Origin of the sequence: Advenella faeciporci, from assembly GCF_014652395.1 — a bacterium.
GTDB classification, from domain to species: Bacteria; Pseudomonadota; Gammaproteobacteria; order Burkholderiales; family Burkholderiaceae_B; genus Advenella; species Advenella faeciporci.
In genome coordinates this window covers 1-21,397 of the sequence record NZ_BMYS01000030.1, presented here as the reverse complement: position 1 = coordinate 21,397, position 21,397 = coordinate 1, and the positions used below count along the sequence as shown (strand labels likewise).

The 21,397-nt window shown below is 49.4% G+C and carries 19 protein-coding genes and 1 pseudogene; 12 read left to right on the top strand and 8 right to left on the bottom strand.

Annotated elements, in window-relative coordinates; translation table 11 throughout:
- Positions 1-151 precede the first annotated feature (151 nt).
- Both dapB and IE074_RS14035 read right to left on the bottom strand, forming a co-directional pair.
- Positions 152-943 (bottom strand): 4-hydroxy-tetrahydrodipicolinate reductase, encoded by a 792-nt coding sequence (gene dapB, locus IE074_RS14040; RefSeq protein ID WP_189386077.1) that lies wholly within the window; start codon positions 941-943, stop codon positions 152-154.
- Positions 944-991: 48 nt separating this feature from the next.
- On the bottom strand, positions 992-1,447 hold the full coding sequence (locus IE074_RS14035; protein ID WP_189386076.1) for an outer membrane protein assembly factor BamE: 456 nt from the start codon (positions 1,445-1,447) through the stop codon (positions 992-994).
- Between the two features lie 185 nt (positions 1,448-1,632).
- Between IE074_RS14035 and fur the strand changes: the two genes are divergently transcribed.
- A complete protein-coding gene (gene fur / locus IE074_RS14030; RefSeq protein WP_189386079.1) occupies positions 1,633-2,073 on the top strand; it encodes a ferric iron uptake transcriptional regulator in 441 nt (146 codons plus the stop codon).
- Positions 2,074-2,103: 30 nt separating this feature from the next.
- Here fur and recN read toward each other — a convergent pair whose 3' ends face one another.
- Complete coding sequence (gene recN, locus IE074_RS14025) at positions 2,104-3,750, bottom strand: DNA repair protein RecN (RefSeq protein WP_189386075.1); 1,647 nt, start codon at positions 3,748-3,750, stop codon at positions 2,104-2,106.
- A gap of 20 nt (positions 3,751-3,770) precedes the next feature.
- Complete coding sequence (locus IE074_RS14020; protein ID WP_189386074.1) at positions 3,771-4,655, bottom strand: NAD kinase; 885 nt, start codon at positions 4,653-4,655, stop codon at positions 3,771-3,773.
- Between the two features lie 140 nt (positions 4,656-4,795).
- Here IE074_RS14020 and hrcA point away from each other — a divergent pair, with 140 nt between their 5' ends.
- From hrcA to dnaJ, 5 genes are all read left to right on the top strand, one after another.
- Positions 4,796-5,809 (top strand): heat-inducible transcriptional repressor HrcA, encoded by a 1,014-nt coding sequence (gene hrcA / locus IE074_RS14015; RefSeq protein WP_189386073.1) that lies wholly within the window; start codon positions 4,796-4,798, stop codon positions 5,807-5,809.
- A 14-nt stretch (positions 5,810-5,823) separates the two neighbouring features.
- On the top strand, positions 5,824-6,894 hold the full coding sequence (gene hemH, locus IE074_RS14010) for a ferrochelatase (protein WP_229794035.1): 1,071 nt from the start codon (positions 5,824-5,826) through the stop codon (positions 6,892-6,894).
- A 122-nt stretch (positions 6,895-7,016) separates the two neighbouring features.
- Complete coding sequence (grpE, locus tag IE074_RS14005) at positions 7,017-7,601, top strand: nucleotide exchange factor GrpE (RefSeq protein WP_189386072.1); 585 nt, start codon at positions 7,017-7,019, stop codon at positions 7,599-7,601.
- A 161-nt stretch (positions 7,602-7,762) separates the two neighbouring features.
- Positions 7,763-9,676 carry a molecular chaperone DnaK gene (dnaK, locus tag IE074_RS14000; protein ID WP_189386071.1) on the top strand — a complete coding sequence of 638 codons (1,914 nt, stop codon included), beginning with the start codon at positions 7,763-7,765 and terminating at the stop codon, positions 9,674-9,676.
- Between the two features lie 110 nt (positions 9,677-9,786).
- A complete protein-coding gene (gene dnaJ, locus IE074_RS13995) occupies positions 9,787-10,899 on the top strand; it encodes a molecular chaperone DnaJ (protein WP_189386070.1) in 1,113 nt (370 codons plus the stop codon).
- A 68-nt stretch (positions 10,900-10,967) separates the two neighbouring features.
- On the opposite strand, the gene IE074_RS13990 is transcribed toward dnaJ, so the two are convergent.
- From IE074_RS13990 to IE074_RS13980, 3 genes are all read right to left on the bottom strand, one after another.
- Positions 10,968-13,685, bottom strand: coding sequence for a M16 family metallopeptidase (locus tag IE074_RS13990; RefSeq protein WP_189386069.1), 2,718 nt, complete (start codon positions 13,683-13,685; stop codon positions 10,968-10,970).
- A gap of 107 nt (positions 13,686-13,792) precedes the next feature.
- Entirely contained in the window at positions 13,793-14,965 is a 1,173-nt protein-coding gene (locus IE074_RS13985; protein WP_189386068.1) for a vWA domain-containing protein, read from the bottom strand.
- Positions 14,966-14,977: 12 nt separating this feature from the next.
- Positions 14,978-15,853 (bottom strand): AAA family ATPase, encoded by an 876-nt coding sequence (locus IE074_RS13980; RefSeq protein ID WP_229794034.1) that lies wholly within the window; start codon positions 15,851-15,853, stop codon positions 14,978-14,980.
- Positions 15,854-16,001: 148 nt separating this feature from the next.
- Between IE074_RS13980 and IE074_RS13975 the strand changes: the two genes are divergently transcribed.
- Together IE074_RS13975 and IE074_RS13970 are read left to right on the top strand one after the other, a co-directional pair.
- A complete protein-coding gene (locus tag IE074_RS13975) occupies positions 16,002-16,352 on the top strand; it encodes a c-type cytochrome (RefSeq protein WP_189386066.1) in 351 nt (116 codons plus the stop codon).
- 14 nt (positions 16,353-16,366) lie between these two features.
- A complete protein-coding gene (locus IE074_RS13970; protein WP_189386065.1) occupies positions 16,367-16,729 on the top strand; it encodes a c-type cytochrome in 363 nt (120 codons plus the stop codon).
- An 81-nt stretch (positions 16,730-16,810) separates the two neighbouring features.
- On the opposite strand, the gene IE074_RS13965 is transcribed toward IE074_RS13970, so the two are convergent.
- Complete coding sequence (locus IE074_RS13965) at positions 16,811-17,239, bottom strand: DUF1841 family protein (RefSeq protein WP_189386064.1); 429 nt, start codon at positions 17,237-17,239, stop codon at positions 16,811-16,813.
- A 210-nt stretch (positions 17,240-17,449) separates the two neighbouring features.
- On the opposite strand from IE074_RS13965, the gene icd reads away from it, so the two are divergent.
- The 4 genes and pseudogenes from icd to IE074_RS13945 all read left to right on the top strand — a co-directional run.
- Positions 17,450-18,706, top strand: coding sequence for an NADP-dependent isocitrate dehydrogenase (gene icd, locus IE074_RS13960; protein ID WP_189386063.1), 1,257 nt, complete (start codon positions 17,450-17,452; stop codon positions 18,704-18,706).
- 346 nt (positions 18,707-19,052) lie between these two features.
- Positions 19,053-19,358 (top strand): hypothetical protein, encoded by a 306-nt coding sequence (locus IE074_RS13955; RefSeq protein WP_189386062.1) that lies wholly within the window; start codon positions 19,053-19,055, stop codon positions 19,356-19,358.
- A 361-nt stretch (positions 19,359-19,719) separates the two neighbouring features.
- Positions 19,720-20,691, top strand: a pseudogene (locus IE074_RS13950) (transposase).
- Positions 20,692-21,183: 492 nt separating this feature from the next.
- Positions 21,184-21,397, top strand: a 214-nt coding sequence (locus tag IE074_RS13945) for a helix-turn-helix domain-containing protein (protein WP_189386061.1), incomplete at its 3' end; no start/stop codon positions are given.

Genomic DNA, 21,397 nt, shown 5'->3' with positions numbered 1-21,397 from the left:
ACGATAGCCACTATCGCCGAACAGATACTCCTTTACTAATTTGACTTTGAATTGCACATCATATTTTTCCATTGAAAAACCCCTAAAAGTTGAATGGGTGTCCAACTTTTGGGGGTCAGTTCACTCCTGCGTGGGGGGCGAGTAAGGCTTGTTACCCCTGAATCACGTCTTGCATGTCGAACAGGCCGGCTTCGTGTTTTTGCAGGAACAGGGCGGCTTTCAGGCTGCCTTGGGCATAAGTGGCACGGCTGGATGATTTATGGGTGATTTCAATTCGTTCACCCGTGCCGCAAAACATTACCGTATGATCGCCAATGATATCGCCACCACGCACGACCGAAAAACCGATTTGTCCTTCTTTGCGCGCTCCGGTATGACCGTGGCGGGCCCAGTCAGCGATGTCATCCAGTTTTTTGCCCCAGGTTTCGGCAATCACTTCACCCATTTTTAATGCAGTTCCCGAAGGGGCATCCACCTTGTGCTTGTGATGGGCTTCATAGACCTCCACATCGTAACCGGTACTAAGCAATTGTGCCGCCAACTCAAGTAAACGCAGGGTGGCATTGACGCCAATGCTCATGTTGGGGGCGAACACAATCGCGGTTTCTTTGGCGGCCGCTTCTATCGCCTGAATACCTGCGGCATCAAAACCGGTGGTGCCAATAACGGCTTTGGTTTTGTACTGACCGCAAGCCTGCAGGTGTTTCAGGGTACCTTCGGGGCGGGTAAAGTCGATAAGGCAATCACTGTTTTGCAGGGCAGACAAATCGTCGGTAATGATAACCCCGGTGGGTTTGCCCAGAAATGCACCCGCATCGGCGCCAAGATGCTCGCTGCCTGAATGATCAAGGGCAACGGACAGTTCAAGTTCAGGGTGTTCAAGCACTGCTTCAATGAGCATGCGGCCCATGCGGCCGCTGGCTCCGGAAATAGCTATACGCATGTATATGACCTTTGGTTTTGATAATTATTGGTGTTTGCAGAAAACGGTTTATTCCACGGGGGCCGTTTCTACCTGGCTGGCAGCCGCTTCTACGGTGCTGGCAGTTGCTTCTACCGTGCGGGCAGCTGCTTTTTGCTCATAAGGCTGGAAGTCGGGCTGTTGGTCACCTTCCCAACGATCAAGGACGCCATTAACGAACCAGACTGTAAAGTTGCGTGTGACCGGTTCGCCGTAACCGGGTTGGTAGTGGTAAGGATAATCCCAGCGGTCAGGACGGAATATGTCGGTCAGGGTCGGCGAGCCCAAGGCATAACGAACCTGGTCAGGTGTCATGCCTTTTTGTAATAGTGCCACGTTTTCTTCTGTGATCCAGTTGCCTTGCTGTACAGGGGCGACATAAGGAAAGCCCCATTTTCCTGATGAGCAACCGGTAAGTGCAGTAAGTGCAAGGGCAGAAACAAACAGTCCTTTACGGAAACGAAGGAAAAGTGCAGTATTATTCATGACTTGGGTGAATATCCTATGATAATTTTGGACATTTAAAAGTGTTATGATAATAGTTCTGGGCAATTATGGGATTGATTGCACTGAAATATTTGGAAATTTATTCATTAGGCGCTTTCTTTGTGGCTAAATTTGACTATGATGCTGGGTCAGCATGATTTAGTGTGGGTGATATGAACGATCAAATCAACGATCAAACCGAATTGAAAAACATGGGCCTTAAGGCAACTTTTCCGCGCCTTAAGATTTTGGATATTTTCCGTAAATCAGAAGCTCGCCACTTAAGTGCCGAAGACGTTTACCGTTTATTGATTAATGAAAATGTCGATATTGGCCTTGCCACGGTTTATCGTGTGCTGACTCAATTTGAACAGGCCGGTATTTTAACGCGTAGCCAGTTCGATAACGGCAAGGCTGTCTTCGAGCTTGACGACGGCGATCATCACGATCACCTGGTCTGTTCCGTTTGCGGGAAAGTAGATGAATTTACCGACCCTGAAATTGAGAAACGGCAATACAAAATTGCCAAAGACTATAATTTTAATCTTGAGAGCCATTCGATGGTTTTGTATGGTACCTGCGCCGACTGCGAGTCCAGGCACCCTTCCAAGAACCATTTGAAATAACGTTGGGCCTTCCCCTTTACGGAACAGGGCTCAAACCTGAATATTCAGCATTTCCCTTGCGTGCTCACGGGTGGTTTCAGTAATTGTGACGCCACCCAGCATGCGGGCAACTTCATTGATTCTTTCCTGCTCATCCAGTAAAACAATTTCCGAATGTGTTGTTTTGTTTTTCTGGTTTTTCTGAACCTGAAAGTGCTGTTGGGCGCAGGCAGCCACCTGTGGCAGGTGTGTGACACACAGCACCTGATGACGGCCGCCCAGCTCACGTAACAGTTTTCCGACCACTTCGGCCACCGCGCCGCCAATACCGGTATCCACTTCATCAAAGATCAGGGTGGGAACCCTGCCTGCCTTGTTGGCCATCACTGACAGGGCAAGGGAAATACGGGCCAGTTCTCCACCCGATGCTACCTTGGCTAAAGGGCGCGGTGTTGTACCGGCATGGCCGGCAACATTGAACTCAACCTGTTCCAGGCCGTGTGGGCCAGGTTCTGCTTTTTGCAGATGGATCTCGAAGACACCGCCTTGCATCGCAAGGGTTTGCATGGCCTGGGTCACTTCCTTGCCAAGCGTGGAGGCGGTTTTTTTGCGGGCCTTTGAAAGTTCCTGGGCGGTTTCCATATAGGCGGCCTTACGTTGCGCTATGCTTTTTTCCAGTTCTTCAAGATTGCTGATTTTATTGAAATGGGCCAGATTGGCTTCAAGTTCTTGCTGAAGATGGTGCAGTTGTTCGGGTTCTACCCTGAACTTGTGAGCCGTATCAAAAATATTGCGCATCCGGTTTTCCAGTTCGGACAGGCGCTGTGGATCAAGGTCTACCTTGTCCAGGTAACTGTTCAGGTCGGACGCGGCTTCGACGCAGGCAATCCGGGCCGACTCAAGGGCATCGTAAATACCTTGCAGGGCAGGATCGTTTTTAAGTAATTGGGCGATGCGCTGGGTGGCGCTGTTCAGCTCGGATACCAGCGATTGTTCTTCACCATCAAGTGCGCTCAGGGTTTGTGATGCGCCTTCCAGCAAAGAAGAAGCATGAGCCAGACGGTTATGTTCGGTGCTGACGTTTTCCCATTCATTCTTACCCAGTTGCAGCTTGGCAATTTCCTGGAGTTGCCATTCAAGGCGTTCACGCTCAAGATTTTGCTGGGCGGCGTTTTCTTGTGACTCCCGGTATTGGCGAAGGTCGCTTTGCCATTCTTTCCATTGCAGCGCAAGGGTTTGCAGCAGGCGGGTATTGTCGGCATGCGCATCAAGCAACTCGCGTTGGGCACTGTTTTTAAGCAGGCTTTGATGGGCGTGCTGGCCATGGATATCAACCAGATGCAGGCCTATGGTTCGCAATTGTGCAAGATTGGCGGGAACGCCATTGATAAACGCCCGGCTTTTGCCCGAGCGGTCTACCACCCTGCGAAGCACCAGTTCGTTGTCATCCATTTCCTGCTCTTGCAGCCAGTCACGCAGGGAGTCCGGGCAGTCGAAAACCGCGCTGATATCGGTTTTATCGGCGCCTTCACGAATGGAATAGGTTTCGGCCCTGCCACCAAGCGCCAGTGCCAGCGCATCAATCAGGATGGATTTGCCTGCACCGGTCTCGCCGGAAAAGACCGTAAAACCTTGATCAAAATGCAGATCTGCCTGATCAACAATGACGAAATCACGAATATGTAATGAATGCAGCATGAGTGAGTTTAACCTTGTCTTTAAGACTCGGGCATGATGTTCCAGTGCAGTTTCTTGCGCAGGGTTGAGAAAAAACTAAGCCCTTCGGGGTGCAGAAACTGAATTTGGTGCTGTGCTTTTTTTACGGTAATTTGGTCGCCCAATTGAAGGTTGGACCAGGTCTGCATGTCAAAATGCACGCTGGCACCCATTTCAGCCCGGCCGATTTCAGTCAGGGTGAGCTTCAGGGTGCCGCTGGTTGGGATCACAATAGGGCGATTTGACAGTGTTTGTGGCGCAACCGGTACCAGCAGGAAAGCGTTGACGCCAGGGTGCAAAATGGGGCCATTGGCGCTTAAGGCATAGGCAGTAGAGCCGGTAGGGGTGGCAATAATCAGGCCATCAGAGCGTTGCTTGTACATGAACTGATCGTCAAGTTCTACACTGATTTCAATCATGCCGCTGCGGCCCGAGCGGTTTAAAACCACATCATTCAAGGCCAGCGCTGTGGTTAATGTTTGCCCGTCACGAACCACCGAGGCTTCCAGGAGGGTGCGGGATTCCAGGGTGAAATGCCCGTCCAGAACAGACTGTATGGCTTGCAGGGCATTTTGAAGCGGTATGTCTGTAATAAAGCCCAGGCGGCCATGGTTGATGCCAATGAGTGGAATATTGTAGGGAGCCAGTTGGCGGGCGGCGCCCAGCATGGTGCCGTCTCCACCCATCACAATCACCAGGTCGGCCTGTTTGCCAATTCCTTCAATGGTCGCAACAGGCAGTTCGTCCACCCCTGTATTGGTGGCGGTTTCTTCTTCTATCAGAACAGAGCGCCCGGCATTGGCCAGAACCTCTGCCAGTGCCCGCAAGGGGGCATCCATGCCAGAGTCCTGATATCGGCCAATTAGTGCGACGGTTGAAAAATGCATGTCAAAAACAATATACAATAAGGTGAAATGTGGATATTACGACATCTTAACCGTAATTTCAGCATGTTCCTGAATACTACGAATGTGTCGCTGGTAAAAAATATCACACATGCAAGTGTGAATTTATAAGATATCGCAATATGGATGAACGCGCTAGTGCTTTACTGAAAGCTTTAATTGAACAATATATCGAAGATGGGCAACCGGTCGGGTCGCGCACGCTGTCAAAGCGCTTTGAGCTTTCTCCGGCCACTATTCGCAATGTCATGGCAGACCTTGAAGAGCTTGGCCTGATTCACAGTCCGCATACGTCGGCTGGCCGTGTGCCAACGCCCAAGGGCTATCGCATGTTTGTAGACCGTCTGCTGGCTGTTCGCCATTATCAGACCTTGTCGCCAGAAAACATCAATAGTGAAATAAAGGATGCCCTTTTACATGCCTCACCGGGCAAGGCCATGAATGCGGCCGCTGAACTGGTGTCCAATTTGACCCAGTTTGCCGGTGTGGTTTTAACGCCGCAGCGCTCGCAGGTTTTTCGTCATATCGAATTTATCCGTCTGTCTGAAAAGCGCATCTTGCTCATTATCGTGACACCCGACGGAGACGTGCAAAACCGGATTCTTTCCGCTGCCCGCGATTACGCCGAGCAAGAGCTGCTGGAAGCGGGTAACTTCTTCAACCAGCATTTTTCTGGCAAGTCATTTGAAGTGGTGCGCACCGAACTGGCCCGTGAACTGGCGGAACTGAAAGAGGATATTTCTCAGCTGATGCAGGCTGCAGTAGATGCCGGCACCGATGCTTCCGAAAAAGACACAGTGCTTATCTCGGGCGAACGACGTTTGCTGGATGTGACTGATATGACCGCGGACATGAATTATTTGCGTAAAATGTTTGATTTGTTCGAGCAAAAAAGCGAATTGATCCAATTGCTCGATATTTCAAGCCGCTCACAAGGCGTCCAGATTTATATTGGTGGCGATTCCCGGTTGGTTCCTATGGAAAACGTCTCGGTCATAACCGCTCCCTATGGCGTAGATGGTAAAATCATTGGTACCTTGGGTGTTATCGGCCCCAGCAGGATGTCTTACGACAGAGTAATCCCCATTGTGGATATAACCGCGCGGTTACTATCCAATGCCTTAAGCCAGTATTAACCAACCATTACTTTATGCAAAATATACCTGAACCTGAAAAAAAGCGTGATCAGAACAATATCATCAACAAACCCCATCAGGACATGAAAGCGGGTGTATTGCTGGTAAATCTTGGTACCCCTACGTCTTATTCTGCTTCGGATATCCGGCGTTATCTGGCTGAATTCCTTTCTGACAAGCGGGTGGTAGAACTGCCATCTTTGCTGTGGCAACCCATTTTAAGAGGTGTGATACTTCCGTTTCGCTCCAGAAAACTGGTGCATAAGTACCAGCAGGTCTGGATGGAAGGAGGTTCGCCATTGCTGGTTCACAGTCTGGCCCAAGCCCAAAAACTTGCCGATGGCTTTGCGCGCCAGAATCTGTCCATACCTGTGGAGCTGGCCATGCGGTATGGCAAACCCTCACTGGCAGCGGCAATAGAAAGCCTGCGTCAGCAACACTGTGAACGAATCCTGGTGGTGCCCATGTATCCGCAATATGCAGCCAGTACCACCGCAACCATCCTGGATAAAATCGCCCGTATCGTGGCCGATTTTCGTGACCAGCCCGAGTTCCGGTTTATCAAGCGTTTTTACAATGAACCCGGCTATATCATGGCGCTACTCAACAAAATCAGGACTTTCTGGCAGGTTAATGGCAAGCCGCAGCGCCTGTTGTTAAGTTTTCATGGTTTGCCCCAGCGCAGTGTCGATCAGGGAGACCCTTATTACAAAGATTGCAAGGGCACGGTTCATCTGCTAAAACAGGCGCTTGCCGATGAGGGTGTCGAGATGGATTTCAGTTTTCAAAGCCGCTTTGGCGCGCAAAAATGGCTTGAGCCGGCCACACAGGAAACCCTGGAGTCTTATCCAGCCAAAGGTGTCAAGCGGGTTGATGTCATTTGTCCGGGCTTTGTGGCTGATTGTCTTGAAACCCTGGAAGAAATCCAGCTTGAGTGCGCCAGTGAATTCAAGAAAGCCGGTGGCGAGCAGTTCAGGTATATTCCTTGCCTGAACAGTGACGAAGAGTGGGTTAATGGTTTGGACGGGATCGTCAAGCGTCACTTGCAAGGGTGGTGCCCGGAACTGTCAAACTCAATACGCTGAGGCTGCCTGCCTTGCTGTCATTAGGTTTGCCTGACTGTTTTTTATAGAATGTCCCCCTTGAAATCCTGGAATTTGCCTCAATCTATGGCCCATTCAATATAAACCCATGTTTGGAGAACCGAATGTCACAAGAGAATAATCCTCAAAATTCAAAAAATCCGGAACAGCCGCAAAATCCTCAGGTTGAGCAGCCAACCGATGCAAGCCAAGAGGATACCTTGGAAGAAACCGTACTGATGGAAGAAAATCTGGCTGAGAAATATTCGGAACTTGAAGCCAAGGTTAGCCAATACCATGATGAACTCTTGCGTGCCCGCGCCGAAGTGGAAAATATCCGCCGGCGTTCCCAGGAAGATGTCGCCAAAGCGCGTAAATTCAGCACCGAAAGCTTTGCAGAAAGCCTGGTTCCGGTAAAAGACAGCCTGGAAGCAGCCCTGGCCCTTGAAAACCAGACACTGGAAGCGTTGAAAGAAGGGGTGGAAAGCACCTTGCGCCAGTTAACCCAGGCTTTTGAGCGCAATCATCTAAAAGAAGTGGCACCTGCCGTTGGCGATAAGTTTGATCCCAACCTGCATCAGGCCATTTCTTCAGTCCCATCCGAAGATGTGGAAGCCAATTGTATTTTGCAGTCGTTACAAAAAGGTTATACGATTGCCGATCGCGTATTGCGCCCGGCGCTGGTCATGGTTTCAGCCGGCAAGCAATAAACCGGCCGGCAGCATAAAAAATGGGGCTATAAAAAAATGCTTTAAAGATCTTGAAAACGGTTTTTGCATCCCCATATTGAAAGTATCCAACGATCCTGTTTTACATTATTAAAACAGGATTTTTACAAAATTTCAGATTAGCTATTATTAAGGTAAGCATAATGGGCAAAATTATTGGTATTGACTTGGGTACAACTAACAGTTGTGTGGCCGTTCTCGACGGCGATAAAGTCAGGGTTATTGAAAACGCCGAAGGCGCACGTACCACACCTTCCATCATCGCCTACATGGACGATGGCGAAACACTGGTTGGCGCACCTGCAAAACGTCAGGCTGTTACCAACCCTAAAAACACCCTGTTTGCGGTCAAGCGTTTAATTGGTCGCAAATTTGATGAAAAAGCCGTACAAAAAGACATCGACCTGATGCCTTACAGCATTATCAAGGCTGATAACGGTGATGCATGGGTAGAAGCGCAAGGTAAAAAAATGGCGCCTCCCCAAATCTCCGCAGAAGTCTTGCGTAAAATGAAAAAAACGGCCGAAGACTACCTGGGTGAAGAAGTCACCGAGGCGGTTATTACCGTGCCCGCCTATTTCAATGACAGCCAGCGTCAGGCCACCAAAGATGCCGGTCGTATTGCGGGTCTTGACGTCAAGCGTATTATTAACGAACCTACCGCAGCCGCACTGGCTTTCGGTATGGACAAGGCCGAAAAAGGCGATCGTAAAATTGCGGTTTATGACCTGGGTGGTGGTACTTTCGACGTATCCATCATTGAAATCGCTGACATGGACGGTGAAAAGCAGTTTGAAGTGCTGTCTACCAACGGCGACACCTTCCTGGGTGGTGAAGACTTTGACCAACGCATTATCGATTACATCATTGGCGAATTCAAGAAAGAGCAGGGCGTAGACCTGTCCAAAGACATTCTTGCCTTGCAGCGCCTGAAAGAAGCGGCCGAGAAAGCCAAGATCGAACTGTCTTCAACCGCACAAACCGAAATCAACCTGCCTTACATTACGGCAGACGCTTCCGGGCCAAAACACCTGAACCTGAAAATCACCCGTGCCAAACTTGAGGCACTGGTTGAAGAGCTGATCAACCGCACTATTGAACCTTGCCGTGTAGCCATCAAGGATGCCGGTGTCAAGGTAAGCGACATTGATGACGTTATTCTGGTTGGTGGTATGACCCGTATGCCTAAAGTGCAGGAAAAGGTCAAAGAGTTTTTTGGTAAAGAGCCACGCAAAGACGTCAACCCCGACGAAGCGGTTGCCGCTGGTGCGGCCATTCAGGGTTCAGTCCTGTCTGGCGACCGTACAGACGTGTTGCTGCTTGACGTTACCCCATTGTCTCTGGGTATTGAGACCATGGGCGGTGTAATGACCAAGATGATCCAGAAAAACACCACGATTCCTACCCGTTTTTCACAGGTTTTCTCTACTGCCGACGATAACCAGCCTGCAGTAACCATCAAGGTATTCCAGGGAGAACGTGAAATCGCTGCAGGTAACAAGGGCTTGGGTGAATTTAATCTGGAAGGTATTCCACCAGCACCGCGTGGTGTGCCGCAAATTGAAGTGACGTTCGATATTGATGCCAACGGTATTCTGCATGTGTCAGCCAAAGATAAAGGCACTGGTAAAGAAAACAAAATTACCATTAAAGCCAACTCTGGTTTGTCCGAGGAAGAAATTGAACGTATGGTCAAAGATGCGGAAGCCAACGCCGAAGAGGATCATCGCATTGCCGAACTGGCACAGGCACGCAACCAGGCCGATGCCCTGATTCACTCGACACGCAAGTCACTGACCGAATACGGTGACAAGCTGGAAGCGGCTGAAAAAGAAGCCATCGAAGCAGCGATCAAAGATCTTGAAACCACTTTGCAAGACGGTGACAAGCCAGCGATTGATGCCAAGACAGAGGCGCTCATGACGGCTTCCCAGAAACTGGGTGAAAAAATGTATGCAGATATGCAGGCCCAGGCAGGCCAGGCCTCTGAAGGTGCCCAGCCCGCTGATGAAAATGTGGTGGATGCCGACTTTAAAGAAGTCAAGCGTGACGCCTAATTGATTGTATCAATGTGAGCTTTCATACCCGGTTTCTGTCTTAAAGGGCTTAACCGGGTATTGTTTTTAAATATATGGAATTTGTTAAAGAGTTATAAGGCGTATGAATAATGGCAAAGCGTGATTATTATGAATCTCTGGGTGTCGCCAAAAACGCCACGGATGAGGAAATCAAGAAAGCTTACCGCAAGCTGGCAATGAAGTACCATCCTGACCGCAATCCGGATAGCAAAGAGGCCGAAGATAAATTCAAAGAGATCAAGGAAGCCTATGAAATGCTTTCAGATCCCGAGAAACGTGAAGCGTATGATCGCTATGGCCATGCAGGTGTAGATCCCAATGCAGGAATGGGGGCAGGTGCCGGAAACTTTGGAGATGTGTTCGGTGATATTTTCGGGGACATCTTTGGTGGTGGCCGTCGTGGCGGTGGCCCGCAAGTTTACCGCGGTGCCGATTTGCGTTACAGCCTTGAGATTACCCTTGAGCAGGCCGCCAAGGGTTTCGATACGGAAATACGTGTGCCCAGCTGGGAGCATTGTGATGTTTGTCATGGCAGTGGTGCCAAGGCAGGTACCAAACCAACCACCTGTCATACTTGTGGCGGTAGTGGTGCGGTTCGCATGCAGCAGGGTTTTTTCAGTGTTCAGCAAACCTGCCCAACCTGTCACGGCTCCGGTCAGGAAATCAAGGATCCCTGCACGGCGTGTGATGGCGTAGGCCGCAAACGCAAGAACAAAACCCTTCAGGTCAAGATTCCTGCAGGTATTGATGAAGGAATGCGCATCCGTTCGGCTGGCAATGGTGAACCGGGCGTCAATGGTGGGCCTCCTGGTGATTTGTATGTTGAAATTCACCTTAAGGAACACAGTATTTTTGAGCGTGATGGCGATGACTTGCACTGCCAGGTACCGCTGCCTTTTGTGACGGCTACCTTGGGCGGAAACCTTGAGGTGCCAACCCTGGGCGGTAAAGGTGAAATTACCATTCCCGAAGGCACGCAAACCGGCAAGACTTTCCGTTTGCGTGGCAAAGGGATCAAGGGGGTTCGATCCAATTATCCTGGTGACCTCTATTGTCACGTGATTGTAGAAACACCGGTGCGTCTGAACGAAGAGCAGAAAGACCTGTTGCGTAAATTCGAGGCGGCGCTGGATGATGGCGGTGACCGTCATTCACCGCAAAATAAATCCTGGACTGATCGGGTCAAGAAGTTCTTCAGTTAGGCAGCCGTAAAGAAAACTTTCGTTTTCAAGAAAAAATGCACGTTGTGATGACGTGCATTTTTTTATTCTCAGGGCTCTTCTTGCTGGGTGGCCTTGTTTGTCTTGCCAACAAAATCACCGGCAAATGCTTCAGACATGTTTTCCGGTTTCAGATATGTTTTCATTACCTGGTGGACTTCCGCCGTGGTCAGGTTCTGAATCGCTTCTTCAAACTTTTTGTTCCATTCAAAGCTGCGATCCAGTGCCAGGTATTTCAGCCAGGTTGAAGACAGGACGCTATCTTGTGAACGGGCCAGCGAGCGCAGGTTAAGGACCGATCGTATTCCATCGCTGAGCTCCTGTTCGGTAAAGCCTTCCTTCAGGGTAGTCTGGATGGTTTCATCAATCAGGGATTTGATACGTTCCTTTTCGGTAGGTGAATAAATGGCTTGCAAGGACCATGTGCCTGATGGTTCGAAAGAGGAAACATTCAGTGAGCTGCGGATACTGTAAGACAGGCCCTCCTGGGTGCGGATACGGGTCCAAAGGCGGGAAGTTTCGGTGGCACCCAGCAGGTAGTTGGCCATAAACAGAGCCGGATAATCCGGGTGGTCATTTTGCAGTTTGATCGGTAATCTGGCCATATACACCGCATTGGACTTGTCAGGGGTCTCAATCGTGAAGGAGGCCGCCTTTACGGCATGGTAAGGCATATCGATGCGGTCATAGCCGGGCGCCTGCTTCCAGCTTTTAAGGCTGTCTTCAAGAATGCTCCTGATTTGCTGCGGATCAAAGTCACCCACAATGGCAACATCTATATCGCCCGCTCCAAAGAAGTTGTTTTGGAACTCACGGAGTGCTTTGGGATTGATGGCCTGGATGTTTTTGATCAATTCCTCATAAGTGGGGACATAGCGAATATCGCCCTTGGGCCAGACATTACTGTGGCGACTAAGGGTATTGTTGGCCAGTGCCCCAGGTTCGGTCATGGCGTTTCGAACCGATGTAATCACCCGCTCCTTGTATTCATCAACTTCTTTCTGAGGGTAGTTGGCCTGCTGGATAAGTTCAAGGCTGAATTGCAGCAATTCCGGAAAGTGTTTTTTATGGGTGGAAAGGGATACTATTAACCGGTTACCACTGATGCCGTAATGAATACTGCCTTGCAGGGCGTCAATGCGGTCCTGGATTTCCTGGCGCGACATGGTGGCCGTGCCGTTATCCAGTAACGAAGCCGCCGCTGCGGACAGGCTGGCCATATTCTCCATGGCCTGGGCATTGGCAAACTGGATTTTATAATCAGCCTGGACGCGATTGCCACGGGTTGGCTTGACCAGCATGGCGGTACTAATGGTGCCATTAGGCAGCTGGATCACTTCAAGCCGTGTCAGTTTGTCGATGTTTTCAGGAGAGGAGTCAAAAGCATCGGTTTGCGTAAAAGAGGGATCGCCTTTGTAGTCTTTTAACAACTGCACAATATCGGGAATGGTTTCAAACGGGGCACGTTGTGGATTGTTGGTGGGTTTGTAAAGCCCGCTGGTGCGGTTGCTGGCCAGCAAATAAGTTTGTACGGCCTGCTGGACATCTTGCAGGGTTATGTTCTTGACCCGGTCGCGCTCCAGAAAGAAAAGCCGCCAGTCACCAGAGGCAATAGCTTCTGACAGGCCAATGCCCATTTGTTCGGTACTGGCAAACAGTTCATCCCATTGGGTAAGCCAATTGTTTTTTGCCCGATCCAGCTGCTCTTGGGTAATCGGGTGTTTGGCACTTTGCTCAAGCACCTCATGCAAGGTTTGCTGCGCCTTGGCCGTATCCATGGTGTCATTAAGCTGGGCACCAAAAAAGATGAGCCCGGGATGATGGTGTGCCATGGCAAAGCCAAAGACGCCGGTGGCCAGGTTGTTTTCCACCAGTTCTTTGTAAAGTGGGCCCGATGGACTGTCGGCCAGAATACCGGCAGCAATGTCCAGCAGGATATATTGTTCACTGGATGCGGCAGGGATGTGGTAAGTGGCGGCAATAAAGGGCATGCCCCCACTGCGTTCAAGGATGACCTGGCGCTCGCCGTCCTGTTGGGGTTCTACCGTGGGTGCTTCTGTCAGGGAACGTTCGGGTCTGGGAATGGTGCTGAACAGTTCATTAATCAGGTTTAGCGTTTGCGCAGGTTCAAACTTGCCGGCAACAACCAAAACAGCATTGTCGGGCTGGTAGTAGCGGTCGTAAAAGTCACGCAATTCGCTGGCCTGCATGGCATCAAGGTCACTGCGGGCACCAATGGTGCTGTTGCGGTAATTGTGCCACTGGTATGCCGTTGAACGCATTTTTTCTGTCAGGGTCCTGAAGGGATTGTTTTCTCCGCGCTCAAGCTCGTTCAGGACAATGCTGCGTTCGGCGTTCAGGTCTTCTTCCTGGATGGATGCATTGCGCATGGCATCGGCCTGCCAGGTTAAATACCATTGCAGCGTTTCGGGGTCGCTGGCAAAACTGGCATAGTAGTTGGTGCGGTCTGCCGACGTGGAGCCATTTGCCTGCAAGCCTCTTTTTGAAAACTCAGCCAGTGCATTGGGGGTATTGGGCGTGCCCCTGAACATTAAATGTTCAAGCAGGTGAGCCATACCGGTACGCCCGTATTGTTCGTGGCGGGAACCCACCAGATAAGTCATGTTGACCGTGGTGGTGGGTTTGGATTGATCGGGTGCCAGCAGAACCCGCAAACCGTTGTCCAGTTCGTATTCGGTAATGCCTTCGATGCTGTGGATTTGTGCCGGTTGGGTGAGGGCGCCTGTGGCGGGAATGGGTAATGACATAAAAAGGAAAAAAGACAGTAGTATTAAGGTAATGTAAGGCGAAAGTGGCTGACGGTGTCTCATGGTTCTTTGGATGATTGGGTAAATACTGCGTTAACAATAAGTGGCTATTTGGACAATAGCCTCATACCTTCTTCCAGGCCGGCAACGGTCACTCCGTACATCCGGTTTTGTAGAATATTACGGATAAGTTCAATGGATTGCCGGTAAGGCCAATAACTGGTGGGTTCGGGGTTGAGCCAGATTGATTTGGGCCAGTGCTCCAGAAGCCGTTGCAGCCATGCTGCGCCGGTTTCCTTGTTGTAATGCTCAACTGAACCGCCTGGGTGCATGATTTCGTAGGGGCTCATGGTGGCATCGCCCACCAGTATCAGGCGCCAGTCGGCATTGTATTTCCTGAGCAGCTCCCAGGTGTCTATATAGTTGCGGCGCCCGTTGCTGTTATAGCGCCAGACGCGTTCGTAGACGCAATTATGGAAATAATAAACTTCCAGGTGGTGGAATTCGCTGCTGGCAGCCGAAAACAGCTCCTCAACGCGGCTGATGTGGTCATCCATGCTGCCACCCACGTCAAGCAGCATTAAGACCTTAACGTTATTGTGACGCTCGGGAACCATTTTAACGTCAAGATAGCCGGCATTGCGGGCCGTACTGCGGATGGTGTCATCAAGATCCAGTTCCTCGGCCGCCCCTTCGCGGGCAAAGCGGCGCAGGCGTCTTAGGGCAACCTTGAAATTACGGGTACCCAGTTCCTGCTGGTCATCATATTCCTTGAACAGACGTTCATCCCATACCTTGACGGCGGTGCGATGGCCGGCGGATTGCCCGCCCACACGAATGCCTTCCGGGTGATAGCCACTGTTGCCAAAGGCCGAAGTGCCCCCCGTGCCAATCCATTTGTTACCGCCTGCGTGCCGTTCCTGCTGCTCTTCAAGGCGTTGCTTGAAGAGTTCCATGAGCTTTTCCCAGCCATGTTTTTCGATGGCTGCTTTTTCTTCTGGCGTCAGTGAATTCTGCAATTCGTTCATCAGCCATTCCAGTGGTATTTCCTTGCTGTCGGCCAGATGGGCCTCTATACCTTTTGCAAAAAGTGAAAAAGCCTGGTCGAAGCGGTCAAACAGCGTTTCATCCTTGACCAGTGTCATGCGTGACAGCAGATAAAAGTCATGCAAGGTAGGGGCCATGACCTGCTCACGCAAGACCTCAAGCAGTGTGAGGTATTCTTTGACAGATACCGGCAGCTTGTGATTGCGAAGGTGGTAGAAGAAATTGATAAACATGGGCAGCCTGATTTATGAGCGGCGCATATTCTGCGCCATGGCGGAAAGCCGTTCCAGCAGGCTCAGGTCCTGTTCGTTTTTCAGGAGGGCACCTGCCATGATGGGTATTGCCGTGGCCGCATGGGCATCAATTTTTCCGGCACTGATATCTTCGGCAATCAGCAGTGACAGCCAGTCAAGAAATTCAGACGTGGAGGGTTTCTTTTTCAGGCCGGGCGCTTCGCGCAGGGTAAAGAAATGATCAAGTGCGGCACGCAGGACTTCGGCTTTGATATTGGGGAAGTGCACATGCACAATGTCTTTTAACGTGGCGCGGTCGGGAAACTGGATGTAATGGAAAAAGCAACGGCGCAGGAAGGCGTCGGGCAGCTCTTTTTCATTATTTGAGGTGATAATGACCAGTGGGCGATGTTTGGCCACAATGGTTTGTTGGGTTTCGTATACATGAAACTCCATTTGGTCCAGTTCGCGCAATAAATCGTTGGGGAACTCGATGTCGGCCTTGTCAATTTCGTCGATCAGGACAACACAGGGTTTTTCTGATTCAAAAGCCTGCCACAGGACGCCTTTGTTAATGTAATTGCGGATATCCTTGACCCGTTCATCACCCAGTTGGGAGTCACGCAGGCGGGACACGGCATCGTACTCGTAGAGCCCCTGATGGGCCTTGGTGGTGGACTTGATGTGCCATTGCAGCAAATCGCGCCCCAGTGCCCTGGCCACTTCTTCGGCCAGCATGGTTTTGCCCGTGCCCGGTTCCCCCTTGATTAACAGCGGACGCTGCAAAGTCAGGGCGGCATTTACCGCCAGTTTAAGGTCTTCGGTAGCTATGTAACGGTCTGTTCCTGAAAATTTTGTTGAGCCATTAGGGTTTATAGGTATATTCATTTCCATCCTGCAACATAAAAATAGTGGTTCAATACATCAAGTATTAATACTAAACCGAATTGATAGTACAAATCGTAAAATCAATCAATCGCAGCTCTATCCGTTGTTTTTAATTAAAATTTTTAACAATCACCAAGAAGAGCAATATATGACGAAGCAATCGTTAAAGCGTACCATAAATTTGTTCGCCATCATGGCGGGCTGTGCAACAGGGGCGCAGGCATTTGCGCAGCAGGCTGCCCCTGTCGGAGACATAGAAGCAGCAAAAGGTAAAGTATTCATGTGTATTGGCTGTCATGGCATAGAGGGGTACAGGGCCAGCTTTCCCGAAGTGTACCGGGTGCCCAAGATTGCTGGCCAGAATGCCGAATACATTGTTGCCGCCCTGAAAGAATACCAGTCCGGTTCCCGTACCTTTCCGTCAATGACTGCCATTGCACATAGCCTGTCAGAACAGGACATGCTTGATCTGGCAGCCTATTACGCACAACTTAAATAGTCGGAGATACTGTCATGAAACAGGTAAATGTAATGTTGGCAGGATTTGTTCTGGCCATTTCGGGTACTGTACATGCCGCCGATTTAAATGCCGGAAAAATTGCATTTGAGACAAAGGGGTGCGTGGCTTGTCATGGTGCTGATGGCGTGACCACGCTGGCGTCCATGTATCCCATTCTGGCCGGGCAGCATGATGATTACCTGAAGCATGCCCTGATGGCGTATGTGAGGGGCGCACGCAATGCACCACCTTCTGCCAATATCCGGAAAAATCCAATTATGGCTGTGCAGGTCCAGAACCTGACGCCTGCAGATATTGACAATATTTCGGCCTGGCTGGCCACCTTGCCCAGTGTGTTAAGTCACCGGCGTCAATAAATATGTTCAGAAAAGCGTTTTGGCCTGAACCGTTTTTTTCAATATAAAAACCGGCTATGGGCCATAGTGGTTTGCCGGGGTTTAATGGCGTTTAACACGCTGGCGCAACAACTCAAGATATTGATTGTTGTCCAGTGGTTTGCCCAGTCGCTGGGCTTCCCAAAGTACGGTTCCCAGGCACTCCATGATTTCGTGGGCGGCCTCGTGCGGGCTGCTGCTGGCAGCCAGGGCCTGGAAAACATCTTTGATTCCCGGTGGGCTGTTAATGGATATTTGTTCTTCAATGGCCAAATGCATGGACAGGTGCAAAAACGGGTTGACCTGGCCCTGGTCGACTGAAAAATCCTTGCTTTTGGATTCGGGATTTTCAAGTACGCCGTGATATTCGGGGTGTTGCTGTATCCAGTTCAGGGCAATAGACTCAAGAGGAGTAAGAATTTGCTTGTTCTGGTGTTTGCTCCAGGTATCTATGAAAAAGTCTCTGACCTGGTCACGGGAAGGGTTGAACATAGGGATAGTGAAGATATAAAGTATAGGTTAATAGGCTATTTTGCCTCAGAATTGTGTTCATTAGGAAATATTTCTGAAAAATCGGCAATGTTTTAAGGCGGTTTAAACTTTTTCAGTTAAACTATACAGGTCTTATATAAGACTTGCGGCTTACTCCTATCGTGCTGCAGGTTTTAGGTTAATTGTCTTAATGTGGGTTACGGAGCCAACATGTCTTATCAACATATCAAAGTCCCGGCAGCGGGCGAAAAAATCACGGTTAACGCCGACTTCTCTCTGAATGTACCAGACCAGCCAATCGTTCCTTACATTGAAGGTGACGGTACTGGCGCAGACATCACACCCGTCATGTTGAAAGTGGTTGATGCCGCGGTTGCCAAAGCGTACGATGGCAAACGTAAAATTCACTGGATGGAAGTATACGCTGGTGAGAAATCAACAAAAGTATACGGCCCAGACGTATGGCTGCCAGAAGAAACCCTGGACGCCGTCAAGGATTACGTTGTTTCCATCAAAGGCCCCCTGACCACACCCGTTGGCGGTGGCATTCGTTCACTGAACGTGGCACTGCGCCAGCAGCTGGACCTGTATGTCTGCCTGCGCCCCGTGCGTTACTTCAAAGGTGTTCCTTCGCCCGTGCGTGAGCCAGAAAAAACAGACATGGTTATTTTCCGTGAAAACTCGGAAGATATCTATGCCGGTATCGAATTCCCTGCAGAATCCGACCAGGCTCAAAAACTGATCGCTTTCCTGCAAAACGAACTGGGCGTAAGCAAAATCCGCTTCCCCAACACTTCCGGTATCGGCATCAAGCCCGTATCACGTGAAGGTACACAACGCCTGGTTCGCAAAGCCATCCAATACGCGATCGACAACGACAAACCAAGCGTTACCATCGTTCATAAAGGCAACATCATGAAATACACCGAAGGTGGTTTCCGTGACTGGGCCTATGAACTGGCACAAAAAGAATTCGGCGCTGAATTGATCGACGGTGGCCCATGGTGCAAATTCAAGAATCCTAAAACCGGTAAAGACATTATCGTCAAGGATTCTATCGCTGACGCCTTCCTGCAACAAATCCTGTTGCGTCCTGCCGAGTACTCAGTCATTGCCACACTGAACCTGAACGGTGACTACGTGTCTGACGCACTGGCAGCCCAGGTTGGCGGTATTGGTATCGCTCCGGGAGCCAACCTGTCCGACTCAGTGGCCATGTTTGAAGCCACCCACGGCACAGCACCCAAATACGCAGGCAAAGACTACGTGAACCCAGGTTCAGAAATCCTGTCTGCAGAAATGATGCTGCGTCATATGGGCTGGACTGAAGCCGCAGACCTGATCATTTCCTCTATGGAAAAATCAATCCTGTCCAAGAAAGTAACCTATGACTTTGCCCGTCTGCTTGAAGGTGCAACACAGGTTAGCTGCTCTGGCTTTGGTCAGGTAATGATCGAAAACATGTAAGCCGGTTTATTGCTTCAGGCAATAACCTGTTTGCAAAACCCGCACTGCTTATGGTGGTGCGGGTTTTTTGTTACCATTTGCCTGGTGCCTGTATGGGCTTTGTTGGGTGTGATGGCGTACGTACTGTATAGCACACGTTTCCAGATTATTCCTGAAGAGCGGGCAATGGAAAAACTGTTTGGGAAGGAATATCTGGCGTATAAGGCGAAAGTGCGGCGTTGGTTGTGAGGGTGGGTGTTGCAGTTCAGCCCATTAGGGTATTTGAAATGGCGCATTCCCGGGTTGCCAGTGTTATTATCATCTAATAAGAACTTACGGTTTGTTAAAATTTTAAAGGAAAAATACAATGCCACCTCTTCATAATTTTGAATGGCGTTCTGAGCGGGAATTTAACCTGCTTTTTGTAAACCGCGAAGGCCAAGATCGGGTTGGCCCTGCCTGGACAATAGAGGTGACTGGTTTGCCTAATGGTGGTAGCATGCCTGAAAAATCTGTTGATCAATCAGATTTGTCGAGATTGATAGACCCTTCCACCGGTGGTTTTTGGGAAATGATGTGTTTTGATGATTGGCTGTTCAATCTGAGGAAAATTGAAATTGATTACCCAAGCCGTAAGGTGGTTATTCAGGTTGACAGTAAATTCGAAGCTTGAAGTAGTTGATGTGTTTGTATGTGGCAATACTTGTAGTAAGGAGCTTGAGTAGGGCTTATGGCGTATGAAAATCGTTGAAAACGAAGTAGTGCAAATAATTAGATACCCTAGATTTCTGAATAAATGCAATATGTCTGATGATGAGAACAGGTCAGTATTGTGTCTATTGAAAATACACTTTCGCGCCAATGAAATACAAACACATCGCCACTGAGCGGCTCCTGTGGTTAAGAAGTCCTGCGCAATAGCTATCAATTTATTAAAAACCCCAGCATATATCAGTGGCATCGTAAACTTACCCTAAAAAGACACAAGCCAAAACCAGAGATTTCTGCCATTCTCATCTTTGATGGCGGAAATCATGAAACGATCCAAATTTTCAGAAGCTCAGATTGTGGCTATTTTAAAGTTGGCTGAGCAAGGCATGAAAGTGACGGATATTTGTCGCGAGCATGGCATCAGCAACGCGACTTATTACCAGTGGAAAAGCAAGTACGGTGGTTTGGAGGCGTCGGATTTGAAACGATTGCGGGACATCGAGGTGGAAAATGCCCGTCTAAAGAAAATGTACGCAGAATTGGCTTTGGAGAACGCAGCGATCAAAGATTTGCTGGGAAAGCTCTGACACCGGAGCGACGACGTGAAGCGGCCTTGCACTTGGTTCAGCAAGGTTCGCTTTCCATTGCCCGGGCATGTCGTCTGACACGCCTGTCTCGTCGCAGTTGGTACTGGCCTGACCCCAATCAGCAACGTCTTAAGCGGGATCAACCTATCATTGATGCGCTTAACGCAATCGTGCAAGATCCAACGCGATCCCGTTGGGGCTTCTGAAAATGTTTTTATCGGTTGAGACTGGATGGAAAACTTTGAAATTTCAAGCGGGTATGGCGTGTTTATTGTGTAATGAATTTGAACCAGAAACGTCGTACCAAAAAACGGTTACCTAAGGGTGAGCCAGCGCCTTTGTGGGTGTCAGCGCAAGCAAATTACAGTTGGTCTTTTGATTTTATGAGTGATGCACTTTACAATGGCACGCGCTTTCGTGTGCTCAATATCATTGACGAAGGCGTCAGGCAAGCCTTGGATAATTTGTTATATTGAATCCGGCAAGCCGAATCAAAATGCCTATATCAAGCGATTTAATCGCAGCTATCGCACCGAAGTCCTGGACTCGCATTTGTTCTCGTCGTTAGCTCAGGTGCGGGACCTCAGTTGGGCCTGGATATTAAGTTATAACGAGGAACGACCCCATGAGTCGTTGGGTAACTTACCACCCAGTAAATGTAAACGACAGTTGGCAGCAGAAGTCTCTAGTTATGAACTGTGCGCTTGACGGTGAGCTTACGCTCATAGTTGCATACACAGGGTGGGATATTCCTGGTCGTAAGTTTAAGGAATACTTCTGGGGCTGTAAATCAAGTGGCCAGTTCAGCTAGATAGTTCAATGGATAATTTTTATTTACTCAACTGGTTTTGAATAACTGGCCATTCAAATGAATTAGTGAATTAGAAAATTTCTGGACTTCATGACATATATGTAATTCATGAGCAATGTGTTTGACAGGACTACATAGGTAAAGTGTCTCTTATGGTAGTGTCACTTTAACGGTGCCTGATGGCATAACCTATTTTATGCAAGGAGAACCAACATGAAATGCGATATGAAAAAGATGTTGAAAGCTGGGCTCGGCTTGGCCGCAATAGTGGTAGTTGCCTATGCCATTTTTCCTGGTATTCGTGAATTAATTTTGGACTTATCACCAGCACTGTTTTTGTTGATCTGTAACTGTCCGGTAAAGTCATCTTTTCAAGTCGCTAATAAAATATGAACATACTTGTCCACTATCGCAAATGGACACGTATGGACTATCTAGAAGAAATCAGCCCGGAACCAACCCCGTTACCCCGTCGACGGACGCACAGCCCGGCCTTTAAAGCCCATCTGGTTGCCTTGTGCAAAAACTCCGCCGTATCGGTAGCGGCCATTGCCCGCGCCCACAACATTAACGACAACATGCTTCACCGCTGGATCAAAGAAG